The organism is Citrobacter sp. wls826 (assembly GCF_005281245.1).
Classification (GTDB): domain Bacteria; phylum Pseudomonadota; class Gammaproteobacteria; order Enterobacterales; family Enterobacteriaceae; genus Citrobacter; species Citrobacter braakii.
Window position 1 is genome coordinate 154,225 of record NZ_SZWS01000064.1, and the last position, 14,285, is coordinate 168,509.

Annotated in this window: 12 protein-coding genes and 1 tRNA gene; 7 read left to right on the forward strand and 6 right to left on the reverse strand. The window is 51.4% G+C overall.

Annotated features, from left to right (window positions below; genetic code table 11):
- Window positions 1-154: 154 nt before the first annotated feature.
- Together FDW87_RS20680 and orn are read right to left on the reverse strand one after the other, a co-directional pair.
- A tRNA-Gly gene (locus tag FDW87_RS20680) sits at window positions 155-230 on the reverse strand.
- Window positions 231-470: 240 nt separating this feature from the next.
- Window positions 471-1,016, reverse strand: a complete 546-nt coding sequence (orn, locus tag FDW87_RS20685; protein ID WP_016151407.1) for an oligoribonuclease — start codon at window positions 1,014-1,016, stop codon at window positions 471-473.
- Between the two features lie 105 nt (window positions 1,017-1,121).
- Between orn and rsgA the strand changes: the two genes are divergently transcribed.
- The 3 genes from rsgA to mscM all read left to right on the forward strand — a co-directional run bounded on the left by rsgA (window position 1,122) and on the right by mscM (window position 6,567).
- Window positions 1,122-2,174 (forward strand): small ribosomal subunit biogenesis GTPase RsgA, encoded by a 1,053-nt coding sequence (rsgA, locus tag FDW87_RS20690; RefSeq protein ID WP_019078196.1) that lies wholly within the window; start codon window positions 1,122-1,124, stop codon window positions 2,172-2,174.
- 92 nt (window positions 2,175-2,266) lie between these two features.
- Complete coding sequence (gene asd / locus FDW87_RS20695; protein ID WP_016155504.1) at window positions 2,267-3,235, forward strand: archaetidylserine decarboxylase; 969 nt, start codon at window positions 2,267-2,269, stop codon at window positions 3,233-3,235.
- Window positions 3,236-3,252: 17 nt separating this feature from the next.
- Window positions 3,253-6,567 (forward strand): miniconductance mechanosensitive channel MscM, encoded by a 3,315-nt coding sequence (mscM, locus tag FDW87_RS20700; protein ID WP_047414963.1) that lies wholly within the window; start codon window positions 3,253-3,255, stop codon window positions 6,565-6,567.
- Between the two features lie 50 nt (window positions 6,568-6,617).
- On the opposite strand, the gene FDW87_RS20705 is transcribed toward mscM, so the two are convergent.
- From FDW87_RS20705 to epmA, 4 genes are all read right to left on the reverse strand, one after another.
- Window positions 6,618-6,932, reverse strand: coding sequence for a YjeO family protein (locus FDW87_RS20705; RefSeq protein ID WP_019078195.1), 315 nt, complete (start codon window positions 6,930-6,932; stop codon window positions 6,618-6,620).
- Entirely contained in the window at window positions 6,932-7,648 is a 717-nt protein-coding gene (locus tag FDW87_RS20710) for a hypothetical protein (protein ID WP_077249808.1), read from the reverse strand. The genes FDW87_RS20705 and FDW87_RS20710 overlap by 1 nt, the downstream gene beginning before the upstream one ends.
- Before the next feature lie 300 nt (window positions 7,649-7,948).
- The gene (gene yjeM / locus FDW87_RS20715) at window positions 7,949-9,451 is read right to left on the reverse strand and encodes a glutamate/gamma-aminobutyrate family transporter YjeM (protein WP_049271647.1); all 1,503 of its coding nucleotides are present in this window, start codon (window positions 9,449-9,451) and stop codon (window positions 7,949-7,951) included.
- Window positions 9,452-9,665: 214 nt separating this feature from the next.
- The gene (gene epmA, locus FDW87_RS20720; protein ID WP_003830517.1) at window positions 9,666-10,643 is read right to left on the reverse strand and encodes an elongation factor P--(R)-beta-lysine ligase; all 978 of its coding nucleotides are present in this window, start codon (window positions 10,641-10,643) and stop codon (window positions 9,666-9,668) included.
- Between the two features lie 324 nt (window positions 10,644-10,967).
- Between epmA and frdA the strand changes: the two genes are divergently transcribed.
- From frdA to frdD, 4 genes are read left to right on the forward strand one after another with little or no spacing between them, the layout of a single operon-like run.
- A complete protein-coding gene (frdA, locus tag FDW87_RS20725; RefSeq protein ID WP_016151402.1) occupies window positions 10,968-12,758 on the forward strand; it encodes a fumarate reductase (quinol) flavoprotein subunit in 1,791 nt (596 codons plus the stop codon).
- Window positions 12,751-13,485 carry a fumarate reductase iron-sulfur protein gene (gene frdB, locus FDW87_RS20730; RefSeq protein WP_006686291.1) on the forward strand — a complete coding sequence of 245 codons (735 nt, stop codon included), beginning with the start codon at window positions 12,751-12,753 and terminating at the stop codon, window positions 13,483-13,485. The genes frdA and frdB overlap by 8 nt, the downstream gene beginning before the upstream one ends.
- 10 nt (window positions 13,486-13,495) lie before the next feature.
- Window positions 13,496-13,891 (forward strand): fumarate reductase subunit FrdC, encoded by a 396-nt coding sequence (gene frdC / locus FDW87_RS20735; RefSeq protein WP_016151401.1) that lies wholly within the window; start codon window positions 13,496-13,498, stop codon window positions 13,889-13,891.
- 10 nt (window positions 13,892-13,901) lie between these two features.
- Window positions 13,902-14,258, forward strand: a complete 357-nt coding sequence (gene frdD, locus FDW87_RS20740; RefSeq protein WP_003025535.1) for a fumarate reductase subunit FrdD — start codon at window positions 13,902-13,904, stop codon at window positions 14,256-14,258.
- Window positions 14,259-14,285 lie beyond the last annotated feature (27 nt).

Sequence of the window (14,285 nt, forward strand, 5' to 3'; positions counted from 1 at the left end):
AATCTTCGTCTTTCGAACCGCTACTGCGTTGGCTGCCTTCATTCGCCTAAGTCACTTACTTTAGTAAGCTTCTAAGGACTCATTCAGTTGCCGCCTTGTCGCAATTCGAAATTCTGCGATTGGTGGTCTGTGCTTTACAAGCACTTTCAAATTTTGGAGCGGGAAACGAGACTCGAACTCGCGACCCCGACCTTGGCAAGGTCGTGCTCTACCAACTGAGCTATTCCCGCAAATTTGTACTGCTTTTGCTGCTGCCGTAACGTGTAATTCTCTGTCGTTACGGGAGGCGCATTATACGAGAAATCCGTTTAGCTGCAACCCCCCTAAAAGCGATTTTTTCGTTTTTCTGTTTAAGTGCTGAATTTATCGGCAAGTCGTCTAATTTAGCGACAATCCAGCCTCAGTGCAAGCGCACAGGAACGATATTCGTAGGCCGGGTAAGCCACAGCGCCGCCCGGCCATCCACAAAATCAAAGCTTAATAAAATGTTCGCGATAGTAAGCAAGCTCAGCAACAGATTCACGAATATCGTCCATCGCCTGATGCGTTCCCTGCTTGGTGAAGCCAGCAAGGATTTCCGGCTTCCAACGACGCGCCAGCTCTTTCAGCGTACTGACGTCAAGATAGCGATAATGGAAATATGCCTCCAGCTCCGGCATGTATTTAAACAGGAAACGACGATCCTGACCGATGCTGTTGCCGCAGATAGGTGATTTCCCTTCTGGAACCCACTCTTTCAAAAAAGCCAGCGTAGCCAGTTCAGCTTCACGATCCCCCATGGTGCTCGCCTTCACGCGATCCACTAGCCCACTACCGGTATGCGTACGTACGTTCCAGTCATCCATTAATGCCAGCTGTTCGTCGGACTGGTGCACCGCAATTGTCGGTCCTTCAGCCAGAATATTCAGGTTGGCATCCGTCACCAGCGTGGCTATCTCAATTATGCGATCGCGCTCGGGATCCAGACCTGTCATCTCCAGATCGATCCAAATCAGGTTGTTTTCATTGGCACTCATGCTATTTTCCACCCTTCAGCGTCACATTCAGTGTGACTATATTCATCTAAAATTGCGTGTATCATAAATGTTTTGCCCATTATGGGCGACCAGGAGTCAGTCCGATTGAGTAAGAATAAACTCTCCAAAGGCCAACAGCGCCGTGTGAACGCCAATCACCAGCGTCGTCTGAAAACGTCCACGGAGAAGCCAGACTACGACGACAACCTGTTTGGCGAAACCGCTGAAGGCATCGTTATCAGCCGTTTTGGCATGCATGCCGACGTGGAATCTGCTGACGGTGAGATTCACCGCTGCAACATCCGCCGTACAATTCGCTCGCTGGTGACCGGCGATCGCGTTGTCTGGCGCCCGGGAAAAGCAGCAGCAGAAGGCGTGAATGTCAAAGGCATCGTTGAGGCGGTACACGAGCGTACCTCGGTACTGACACGCCCCGACTTTTACGACGGGGTAAAACCCATTGCCGCCAACATCAACCAGATCGTTATTGTCTCAGCCATCTTACCCGAGCTGTCACTCAATATTATCGACCGGTATCTGGTAGCCTGTGAAACGCTACACGTTGAACCGATTATCGTCTTGAATAAGATCGATCTGCTGGATGACGAAGGCATGGCCTTTGTTAACGAACAGATGGATATTTATCGCCACATTGGCTATCGCGTGTTGATGGTATCAAGCCGCACGAAAGACGGTCTGAAACCGCTTGAAGAAGCATTAACCGATCGCATCAGCATTTTTGCCGGTCAGTCGGGCGTTGGTAAATCTAGCCTGCTCAATAATCTTCTCGGTCTGCAGGAAGAGATCCTGACCAACGATGTCTCCGACAACTCCGGCCTTGGACAGCACACCACCACTGCCTCTCGCCTGTATCATTTCCCGCACGGTGGCGACGTTATCGACTCCCCTGGCGTACGTGAGTTCGGGTTGTGGCATCTGGAGCCGGAACAAATCACACATGGTTTTGTCGAATTCCATGACTACCTGGGCCACTGCAAATACCGCGACTGCAAGCATGATACCGATCCAGGCTGCGCTATCCGTGAGGCCGTAGAAAAAGGGGCAATAGCCGAAACTCGGTTTGAAAATTATCACCGCATCCTGGAAAGCATGGCGCAGGTAAAAACACGTAAAAACTTTTCTGATACAGACAACTGACAACTAAGCTAAGCATCGCTAGAATCGTCCCCCTTTTTTCAGGATCCGGCCCGTATGCCGGATCGGGAACAAATTATGGCCTGGAGGCTACCTTGTTAAACTCATTTAAGCTTTCGCTACAATACATTCTGCCGAAACTATGGCTCACTCGCCTGGCGGGTTGGGGTGCGAGCAAACGAGCAGGATGGCTGACTAAACTGGTTATCGATCTGTTCGTGAAATATTACAAGGTCGATATGAAAGAGGCGCAAAAACCGGACACCGCCAGCTATCGCACCTTTAACGACTTCTTTGTTCGCCCACTGCGCGACGACGTTCGCCCGATTAACACCGATCCAAACGTACTGGTCATGCCTGCTGACGGCGTGATTAACCAGTTAGGAAACATCGAAGAAGACAAACTGCTGCAGGCCAAAGGGCACAGCTATACTCTTGAAGCACTGCTGGCCGGCAACTACCAGATGGCGGACAAATTCCGCAACGGTACGTTTGTGACCACTTACTTATCTCCACGCGATTACCACCGTGTACATATGCCGTGTAACGGTATCCTGCGTGAAATGATGTACGTGCCAGGCGATCTCTTCTCTGTAAATATCCTGACTGCGCAAAACGTTCCAAACCTGTTTGCACGCAACGAACGCGTAATCTGTCTGTTTGATACCGAATTTGGCCCGATGGTGCAGATTCTGGTCGGCGCGACCATCGTTGGCAGTATTGAAACCGCATGGGCTGGCACCATTACCCCACCGCGTGAAGGCGTCATCAAACGCTGGACCTGGCCGGAAGGCGAAAGCGAAGGGTCGGTGGCGCTGTTGAAAGGTCAGGAAATGGGCCGCTTTAAGCTCGGTTCCACCGTTATCAACCTGTTCGCGCCTGGCAAAGTTAACCTGGTTGAGCAGTTGCAGGACCTTTCAGTGACCAAAATCGGCCAGCCAATGGCCATCTCGACCGAGACATTCGTGACGCCAGAGGCAGAACCTGCCCCGCTTGCGAAAGAAGAGATCGAAGCAGAACACGACGCCAGCCCGCTGGTTGACGACAAAAAAGACGAAAGTTAAACATAGGAATCGCTGCTGTGCGCCTGATTATCACTTTTCTGATGGCCTGGTGCCTCAGCCTGGGGGCGTACGCTGCGACGGCCCCCGATGCCAAACAACTCACCCAGGAACTGGAGCAGGCAAAAGCGGCGAAACCTGCTCAGCCAGAAACCGTCGAGGCGCTCCAGTCCGCGCTGAATTCCCTCGAGGAGCGTAAAGGTTCTCTCGAGCGTGCCCAGCAATATCAGCAGGTTATTGATAACTTCCCCAAGCTGTCCGCAACATTACGTGCGCAGCTTAGCAACCTGCGCGATGAACCGCGCAATGTGCCAACCGGACTCACCACCGATGCGTTAAACCAGGAGATCCTCCAGGTCAGCAGCCAACTGTTGGAAAAGAGTCGTCAGGCCCAGCAGGAGCAGGATCGCGCCCGGGAAATCGCCGACTCGTTAAGCCAGCTTCCTCAACAGCAAACCGATGCCCGCCGCCAGCTAAATGAGCTTGAGCGACGTATTGGTACCGCCAACTCTAATCCCGCGCAGAATCAGGCGATGCAGGCTGAATCCGCCAAACTCAAAGCCCTGGTCGATGAACTGGAGCTGGCGCAGCTTTCCGCTAATAACCGCCAGGAGCTGGCGCGTATGCGCTCAGAGCTGGCGGAAAAACAGAGCCAGCAGCTCGATACTTACCTGCAGGCTTTGCGCAACCAGCTCAACAGTCAACGTCAGCGTGAGGCAGAGCGAGCGCTGGAAAGCACCGAACTGTTGGCGGAAAACAGCGCGGGACTGCCGGAAGGTATTGTCGACCAGTTCAAGGTTAACCGCGAACTGTCTCAGGCATTAAACCAGCAGGCGCAACGTATGGACCTGGTAGCCTCGCAACAGCGTCAAGCCGCCAGCCAAACGCTGCAGGTGCGCCAGGCATTGAATACGCTGCGAGAGCAGTCTCAGTGGCTTGGGGTCTCAAATATGCTGGGAGAAGCGCTGCGCGCGCAGGTATCCCGTTTACCGGAAATGCCCAAGCCTCAGCAGTTGGATACCGAAATGGCGCAGCTTCGCGTGCACCGTATGCGCTATGAGGATCTCCTCAATAAACAGCCGCAGTTGCGTCAGATTCATCAGGCCGATGGACAACCGCTGACCGCTGAACAGAGCAGCATTCTCAACGCCCAGTTACGCACCCAACGTGAGCTGCTGAACTCTTTGTTACAGGGTGGCGATACGCTGATCCTTGAGCTGACCAAGCTCAAAGTCTCTAACAGCCAACTGGAAGATGCGCTAAAAGAGGTCAACGAAGCAACGCACCGCTATCTTTTCTGGACCTCGGACGTTAGCCCCATCTCCCTCTCCTGGCCTGTCGACATCGTCCAGGATCTGCGGCGTCTGATCTCATTAGATACGTTTAATCAGTTGGGCAAAGCCAGCATCATGATGCTGACCAGCAAAGAAACGCTGCTGCCGCTTTTCGCGGCATTGGTGCTGGTTGGCTTTAGCCTCTCTTCACGCAAACACTTCACCCGTTTTCTGGAGCGTTCATCTGCGCGGGTCGGGAAAGTCACCCAGGACCACTTCTGGCTGACGATACGCACGGTGTTCTGGTCGATACTCGTCGCTTCTCCGTTGCCGGTGCTGTGGGCAACGCTCGGTTACGGATTGCAGGAAGCCTGGCCTTATCCATTAGCTGTCGCTATCGGGGATGGCGTTACCGCCACGGTGCCCATGCTGTGGGCAGTAATGATTTGCGCCACCTTTGCGCGCCCCAACGGTCTGTTCATTGCCCACTTTGGCTGGCCGCGTAACCGCGTCGCGAAAGCCATGCACTATTACCTGATGAGTATCGGGCTGATTGTGCCGCTGATCATGGCGGTGATTATGTTTGATAATCTCAATGACCGGGAATTCTCCGCCTCACTGGGGCGTCTGTGCTTTATTCTGATTTGCGGTGCGCTGGCGGTCGTGACCCTGAGCCTGAAACGCGCCGGAATACCGCTGTACCTCGATAAAGAAGGCAACAGCGATAACATGGTCAACAGCATGCTGTGGAATATGCTGATGGGCGCACCGCTAATTGCCATTCTCGCTGCGGCAGTGGGCTATCTCGCCACGTCGCAAGCTTTACTGGCGCGTCTGGAAACGTCCGTAGCTATCTGGTTCTTGTTACTGGTGGTGTATCACGTTATCCGCCGCTGGATGCTGATCCAGCGCCGCCGGCTGGCGTTTGACCGCGCCAAGCATCGACGTGCCGAAATGCTGGCGCAGCGCGCACGGGGTGAAGAAGAACCAGCGCATTCCACCAGCCTTGAAGGCACGATTGATGTTGATGAAAGCGAAGTGGATCTGGATGCTATCAGCGCGCAATCACTGCGCCTGGTGCGCTCTATCCTGATGCTTATCGCCCTGCTCTCGGTCATTGTGCTGTGGTCAGAAATTCATTCCGCTTTCGGCTTCCTGGAAAATATCTCGTTGTGGGATGTCACCTCCACGGTGCAGGGTGTGGAAAGTTTAGAGCCGATAACGCTGGGTGCAGTGCTTATCGCAATCCTGGTGTTTATCATCACTACCCAGTTAGTGCGCAACCTGCCCGCGCTGCTGGAGCTGGCGCTGCTGCAACATCTCGATTTAACCCCCGGCACCGGTTACGCCATCACCACCATCACCAAGTACCTGCTGATGCTGATTGGCGGTCTGGTTGGCTTCTCAATGATCGGTATTGAGTGGTCCAAACTGCAATGGCTGGTAGCGGCTCTCGGTGTCGGTCTGGGCTTTGGTTTGCAGGAGATCTTCGCCAACTTTATTTCCGGCCTGATTATCCTCTTTGAAAAACCAATCCGCATTGGCGACACAGTGACGATTCGCGATCTTACCGGTAGCGTGACGAAAATTAATACCCGCGCCACGACCATCAGCGACTGGGACCGCAAAGAGATCATCGTGCCCAACAAAGCCTTTATCACCGAGCAGTTTATCAACTGGTCGTTATCGGATTCGGTCACCCGTGTGGTATTAACCATCCCGGCACCGTCGGAGGCTAACAGCGAGGAGGTTACGCAGATCCTGCTTACTGCCGCACAACGCTGCTCACTGGTTATCGATAACCCGGCGCCAGAAGTCTTCCTGGTTGACCTGCAGCAAGGGATTCAAATCTTCGAACTGCGTATTTATGCCGCTGAGATGGGGCATCGTATGCCGCTGCGCCACGAAATCCACCAGCTGATTCTGGCAGGCTTCCGCGAGCACGGTATCGATATGCCGTTCCCACCGTTCCAGATGCGTCTGGAGAGCCTCGGCGGTAAGCAAACGGGAAGAACCTTAAGTTCTGCGGGCAGAAGCAGTCGCCCGGCGGGGAGTTTGTAAGTCATGCCACAATAAGACGTGAGGTGTGCTTACACTACCCAGCGTCTTATTTACCAGCATAATTGATATCTAATGATAAAACGCCATAACCAAAAAAGCAGGAGAGTCGCCATGATAGAATATTGCCAGATACCGCGCTGTCTTCTCCATACGATCGCATAGATAAAAGGAATAAACAGAGGTAGTGTTAAGATTATGCCCACAGAACGAACATCGTCGTCCTCAATATAATTCATGACATCACAGACATTATTAATTCCCCTACCGTCAATAAACCATTCCTTGTCCTGAGTTGAAAACATAATTATCAATATAATGCTAACTATGCCCCAGATGAAATTCAATGTAAAAGACTTCCAACTCATTAGCCGCCTCGCATAATTTTAAGTATTGCATCTTTCTTTTCTATAATTCGACGACCATATTCACTATACTCACGATCCGGAAAACCGGGTTGTTCACTAATAGATTGGATAATATCCTTTTTATTTCTCATGGTTCCACGATTATATCTAGAACCAGCCAATATTATTTGTTCATCTGTCAAGTACATAGTATCAGAATCTGGATTGTCATATAAAATAAGATCGCGTAAATGGAATGCTACAACCCGAATATTAAAGTGGTTATCAAGCAAACACTGCGACAAGCGGAATTGCTGAAAATGAGTCAGTTTATCTGGGTGAATACCTATTGTTCTTGCTGCAACGCCTATCTGGATAGCAACTGAACCGACAGATGTAGCATTCGACCATTCATTGCTGCTCTTTCCCAATACTTCTTCAATTACCTGTCTAAATTGCAGAACACCAACACCTTTAAATCTCTCTGGAGTTCCGCCAACTTCTGCGACAGCAACACCTGCAAGGAGTAATTCTGGGACTCTTGCTTCATAAGCACATTGTTTTATAATAGTTCTATGGTGAATTAACCAAGCCGTTTTATAATACCAAAGATATGATTTCCCAGTCATAAAACGCCAATTGGTAGGCAGGGCATACCAACGGAAAAAATCCAACCCGTTCCAATGAGGAAAACCATATTCGTCTATCTCACAAAATGGCGGAGAGCTGATCATCATAAAAATTTAATCACCAAGGCAATGTAAACATTGACCTAACAATAGCCATGATTCTCAACCAGTAATGAGACAGATATCACAAGCATAAAAGGAAAAATCAGAAGTTATATTTTTTAAAATAAATTCATAGCAGCAATCATTTCCAATTATACAATATCACCCCAAGATGATTGTCATAATAAATATATCATAGATATACACACGAATTTCATTTTGATAAATTATAAAAATGATTTATTACGAACAAAGCCCGAACGGTATCCCTATCGGGCTTTGCGGAAATTCAATATTTATCTTTCCTTAGTCTGTCACCCACCGGGGGAGTTTCACCATACGACGGCTGTAGTTCTGATAAATCGCCATTGCCAACAGCGAGAAGAAGATCGGGCCTCCGGTCATCCACAATGCGCTGTTCCAGTCCCCAGCTTCAATCACCGGCTGGATGATGGTGAACACATTGGCAAACGTCACCACCAGCACAACCACCGATGTGGCCAGCAACGTCGCCGCTCGGGTTTTAAAGACAACAAACGGTCTTTCCAGGTCCGTACGGGCTTTAAAGAACGGAAACGCCAGCGCGAGGAACAGATACGGTAGCGTCATCGAGACGTTCGCCATCAGCGTCAGTTTGTTATAGAACGCTGAAGCCGTATCGCCGCCAAACGAAACCAGCAGGATAAACAGGCTCACCAGCAGGCACTGCAACCACATTGCCGTCGTCGGCATCCCCACGGCATTCAGTTTGGTCATCGGCGCTGGCCACAGCGCCTTCGGCGTTCCCTGAATAATCGCTTTCAGTGGCGAATAGCTGAGCGTGAAAAAAGCGCCGGTATAAGCGAGAAACATAGAAAGCCCGGTGATACGCGCGAACCACACCCCCGTCGTCATCGCGGTTTCAGGAGAAAGATGCAGCGCGTTACCTAACGCCATCCCGAGGCTTTTCATTAGGATATACGTTATATTGCCGAGGTTGACCGAACTATTGCTTAATACTTGCTGCCAGTTGGTGCTAACGCCCCATAAAAATATGGCCAGTGAATAACCGACAGAAATGACAATCGCGGCAAAGACAATGCCTTTCGCAAAGTTCTTTTCTGGCTTTTCTGTTTTATCAACTAATCCCCCCACGGCTTCTATTCCGCCGTAAGCAAAAATAGCAAATACAACAAATGACAACATGGCCAGACCGGACTGATATCCCGGATTAGGTGAGGAGATGAAATTAATATCCTGCGCAAAGTGACCGCCAGTTAATAACAAAATAGCGACACTCACTAACAACAGAACTAAATTAAGACACATTACGGCAATTCCGCCTACAGCCGTAATACGAGCAATCTTATTAATACCCCGGGAGGCAACGCAGGTTACCAGAATCATCCAACCAACGGCGAGCAACCCGACGACCTGCGTAGGCTCAAGCCCCGCAAAACGCCAGTGCTGCGTCATGTCTGCGCCAAATAAGAAGGTTGAAAAAGGTACCCAGACTTTCGCTGCGGTGCTTACCATCCATATCACATAGGAAGAAAACCACATAAACGTGCCGATAAACGCATAGCGTGGCCCAACGCTATTATTCATCCACGAATAGATTCCGCCCTCTTCTTTCCGATAGGCAGCCCCCATTTCCGCCATCATTAAAGCAAATGGGATAAAGAATAATAATGCAGAAAATATATACCACGGAATCGCGCTATACCCCATTAAATAGAATGCGGAGGGGCTATTCGCAAAACCGAAAACAGACGTAAATATCATGAGGATGAGACCTATAAGGCTCATCTTTTTTATTGTTTGGGTCATTAAACCATCCCTTACTCTGGCAAGCGTTTAACAAACGCCACTCACCGGTTGGCACTGCCCTCTTTTCAGAGTTCAGCGATAGAAAAATCAACACAGAATTGATACCTGAACGATATCAAATATCCAGGAGTAAATTGTGGCTATTAGAGGGTAAATGAAAAAATATGCTACAAAGTGGCTATTTCACCGCCACTTTGTATTGAAGGAGAGTACGTTACGCGCGATCGACGGTAAATGCGATAACCTCGGCCAGGCTCTCTGCGCCCAATGCCAGCATCACAAGACGGTCAACGCCCAGCGCCACGCCAGAGCAATCCGGCATACCCACTTTTAACGCTTCAAGCAGGTTGGTGTCGATAGGCTGCTGTGGCAAGCCACGTGCGGCACGTTTGCGGTTATCCTGCTCAAACCGCTGCTGCTGTTCGCGCGCGTCGGTCAATTCATGGAAACCATTCGCCAGCTCAATACCTTTGTAGTAAACCTCGAAACGTTCAGCCACGCGGTGATCTTCGGTACTGATTTGCGCCAGTGATGCCTGGCTGGCCGGGAAATGATACACAAACGTCGGTTTGTCTTTGCCAATATGCGGCTCAACGCCCATCGTAAACAGCAACTGCAGTAAGGTGTCCCGGTCTTCTTCGGTATCGGCGATATTACTGAGATCCAATTTCGCCGCCACTTCCCGCAGTTGGGTTTTATCCGCAGACAGCGGGTCTATCTCCAGATGGCGCTGGAAGGCTTGCTGGTAAGAGAGACTTTCCGCAGGTGAGCAGTCCAGCACCTGCTGGAGCAAATCATCCACTTCATTCATCAGGCGATACATATCGTAGTGCGGACGATACCACTCGAGCATAGTGAATTCAGGGTTATGATGACGCCCCATCTCTTCATTACGGAAGCTGCGGCACAGTTGATACACCGGGCCGCATCCTGCCACCAGCAGGCGCTTCATATGGTATTCCGGGCTGGTCATTAAATAGAGATTCATTCCCTGGGAGTGTCCAGGGCCGACGAAACGCGTTTCGAACGGGAACAGATGGATGTCCGTTACCGTTGCCTGACTCATACAAGGAGTCTCAACCTCAAGCACGCCACGATCGGCAAAAAAGCGGCGAATCTCCGCTATAATTGCCGCACGTTTTAACAGATTGGGGATGGACGCGCTCGGCTGCCAGGTTGCCGTTTCGCTCATGGTTGTTTCTCCGATTTAAGACAAGGGCACGAAGTCTACTCGTATCGCGTTAACGAGACAAATTTCGCGCGCCAATAATCCACACTGGCAATTGGATAAAAAAAGCGACATGGGGTGGTTTAGTAATTAAATTAATCAAATTCAATGATAATTCCCCCCTTTGACACGCTAAAAAAATCGAACACGTCAAATTTCCCGCACATCCCTGAGACTATACTATTGTACCTATAAAGGAGCAGTGGAAACGCGTTCATAACCTGTTTGAAGCCGATGAAGCATCTGATTTCAGGCAGGAATGAAATAACAACAATCTGGAGGAATGTCGTGCAAACCTTTCAAGCCGATCTTGCCATTATAGGCGCCGGTGGCGCGGGATTACGTGCTGCAATTGCTGCCGCACAAGCAAATCCCAACGCTAAAATCGCACTGATCTCAAAAGTGTACCCAATGCGCAGCCATACCGTTGCTGCCGAAGGCGGCTCTGCTGCTGTCGCGCAGGATCATGACAGCTTTGACTACCATTTTCACGATACGGTAGCAGGCGGAGACTGGCTGTGTGAGCAGGATGTCGTGGATTACTTTGTCCACCACTGCCCAACTGAAATGACGCAACTGGAACAATGGGGCTGCCCATGGAGCCGCCGTGAAGACGGTAGCGTCAACGTACGTCGCTTCGGCGGTATGAAAATCGAGCGTACCTGGTTTGCCGCGGATAAAACCGGCTTCCACATGTTGCATACGCTGTTCCAAACATCTTTGCAGTTCCCACAGATTCAGCGCTTTGACGAACACTTCGTTCTGGATATCCTGGTTGATGATGGCCATGCTCGCGGCCTGGTTGCCATGAACATGATGGAAGGCACGCTGATGCAGATCCGTGCTAATGCTGTTGTGATGGCAACGGGCGGCGCAGGTCGTGTTTACCGTTACAACACCAACGGCGGCATCGTAACTGGCGACGGTATGGGCATGGCGCTGAGCCACGGCGTTCCGCTGCGTGATATGGAATTCGTTCAGTATCACCCGACGGGTCTGCCAGGCTCTGGTATCCTGATGACCGAAGGCTGCCGTGGTGAAGGCGGTATCCTGGTCAACAAAAACGGCTACCGTTATCTGCAAGACTACGGCATGGGTCCGGAAACCCCGCTGGGCGAACCGAAAAACAAATATATGGAACTCGGTCCGCGCGACAAAGTTTCTCAGGCTTTCTGGCACGAATGGCGTAAAGGCAACACCATTTCCACCCCGCGTGGCGATGTGGTTCACCTCGACCTGCGTCACCTCGGCGAGAAAAAACTGCTCGAACGTTTACCGTTCATCTGCGAACTGGCGAAAGCCTACGTGGGTGTCGATCCGGTTAAAGAGCCGATCCCGGTACGTCCTACCGCGCACTACACCATGGGCGGTATCGAAACCGATCAGCACTGTGAAACCCGCATTAAAGGTCTGTTCGCTGTGGGCGAATGTTCCTCTGTTGGTCTGCATGGCGCTAACCGTCTGGGTTCTAACTCTCTGGCGGAACTGGTGGTCTTCGGTCGTATGGCCGGTGAACAGGCTGCAGAACGTGCTGCAACGGCTGGCGCTGCAAACAGTGCCGCGCTCGATGCGCAGGTTGCTGGCGTTGAAAAACGTCTGAAAGATCTGGTTAACCAGGAAGGTAACGAAAACTGGTCTAAGATCCGTGACGAAATGGGCCTGTCCATGGAAGAAGGTTGCGGTATCTACCGTACACCGGAACTCATGCAGAAAACCGTTGATAAACTGGCGGAGCTGCAGGAACGCTTCAAGCGCGTACGTATCACTGATACCTCCAGCGTCTTCAACACCGACCTGCTGTACACCATCGAACTGGGTCACGGTCTGAACGTTGCTGAATGTATGGCGCACTCTGCTCTGGCGCGTAAAGAATCCCGCGGCGCGCATCAGCGTCTGGATGAAGGCTGCACCGAGCGTGACGATGTGAACTTCCTCAAACACACCCTCGCCTTCCGCGATGCTGACGGCACGACTCGCCTGGAATACAGCGACGTGAAAATCACCACTCTGCCACCGGCTAAACGTGTTTACGGTGGCGAAGCGGAAGCAGCCGATAAGAAGGAGAAGGCGAATGGCTGAGATGAAAAACCTGAAAGTTGAGGTGGTGCGCTATAACCCGGAAACCGATACCGCGCCGCACAGTGCTTTCTACGAAGTTCCTTATGATGAAACCACGTCACTGCTGGATGCGTTGGGCTACATCAAGGATAACCTGGCACCGGACCTGAGCTACCGCTGGTCCTGCCGTATGGCGATCTGCGGCTCCTGCGGCATGATGGTCAACAATGTACCTAAACTGGCGTGCAAAACCTTCCTGCGTGATTACACCAACGGCATGAAGGTTGAAGCGCTGGGCAACTTCCCGATTGAGCGCGATCTGGTCGTCGACATGACGCACTTTATCGAAAGCCTGGAAGCGATCAAACCGTACATCATCGGTAACCCGCGTACACCGGATCAGGGTCCAAACACCCAGACTCCGGCGCAGATGGCGAAGTATCATCAGTTCTCCGGTTGCATCAACTGTGGTCTGTGCTACGCCGCGTGCCCGCAGTTCGGCCTGAACCCAGAGTTCATTGGACCGGCTGCGATTACGCTGGCGCATCGTTACAACGAAGATAGCCGCGACCACGGTAAGAAGGAGCGTATGGCTCAGTTGAACAGCCCGAACGGCGTCTGGTCCTGTACTTTTGTGGGCTACTGCTCCGAAGTCTGCCCGAAACACGTCGATCCGGCTGCGGCCATTCAGCAGGGTAAAGTTGAAAGTTCAAAAGACTTTCTTATCGCTACCCTGAAACCACGCTAAGGAGTGCACGATGACGACTAAACGCAAACCCTATGTGCGACCAATGACGTCCACCTGGTGGAAAAAGCTGCCATTTTATCGTTTTTACATGCTGCGCGAAGGCACGGCGGTTCCGGCAGTCTGGTTCAGCATTGAACTGATTATCGGCCTGTTTGCACTCAAGCATGGTGCAGAGTCCTGGATGGGCTTTGTCGCCTTTTTGCAAAACCCGGTGGTGGTGATCCTGAATATTATCGCCCTGGCAGCAGCGCTGCTGCATACCAAAACCTGGTTTGAGCTGGCGCCAAAAGCTGCCAACATCATTGTAAAAGACGAAAAAATGGGGCCAGAGCCGATCATCAAAGGTCTCTGGGCAGTTACTGTGGTTGCGACAGTAGTAATACTGTTTGTTGCCCTGTTCTGGTAAGGAGTCCGGAATGATTAATCCAAATCCAAAACGCTCTGACGAACCCGTATTCTGGGGCCTGTTTGGTGCAGGCGGTATGTGGAGCGCAATCATTGCGCCGGTGATGATCCTGCTGGTCGGCATTATGCTGCCGCTGGGCTTTGTTCCTGATGCTTTCAGCTATGAACGCGTACTGGCATTCGCTCAGAGCTTCATCGGACGTGCGTTTCTGTTCCTGATGATCGTTCTGCCGCTGTGGTGCGGTTTACACCGTATGCACCACGCGATGCATGACCTGAAAATCCACGTGCCTGCGGGCAAATGGGTATTCTACGGACTGGCAGCTATCCTGACCGTTGTAACGGCTATTGGGATCCTGACCATCTAATCGCATGCGTTAATTATCAGGCCCGCC

Excerpts from the sequence above, each read along its gene's own strand:
- yjeM (WP_049271647.1), bottom strand. The coding sequence starts at position 9,451 with ATGACCCAAACAATAAAAAAGATGAGCCTTATAGGTCTCATCCTCATG.
- epmA (WP_003830517.1), bottom strand. The coding sequence starts at position 10,643 with ATGAGCGAAACGGCAACCTGGCAGCCGAGCGCGTCCATCCCCAATCTG.
- frdC (WP_016151401.1), top strand. The coding sequence starts at position 13,496 with ATGACGACTAAACGCAAACCCTATGTGCGACCAATGACGTCCACCTGG.
- FDW87_RS20705 (WP_019078195.1), bottom strand. The coding sequence starts at position 6,932 with ATGAGTTGGAAGTCTTTTACATTGAATTTCATCTGGGGCATAGTTAGC.
- orn (WP_016151407.1), bottom strand. The coding sequence starts at position 1,016 with ATGAGTGCCAATGAAAACAACCTGATTTGGATCGATCTGGAGATGACA.
- frdB (WP_006686291.1), top strand. The coding sequence starts at position 12,751 with ATGGCTGAGATGAAAAACCTGAAAGTTGAGGTGGTGCGCTATAACCCG.
- frdD (WP_003025535.1), top strand. The coding sequence starts at position 13,902 with ATGATTAATCCAAATCCAAAACGCTCTGACGAACCCGTATTCTGGGGC.
- FDW87_RS20710 (WP_077249808.1), bottom strand. The coding sequence starts at position 7,648 with ATGATGATCAGCTCTCCGCCATTTTGTGAGATAGACGAATATGGTTTT.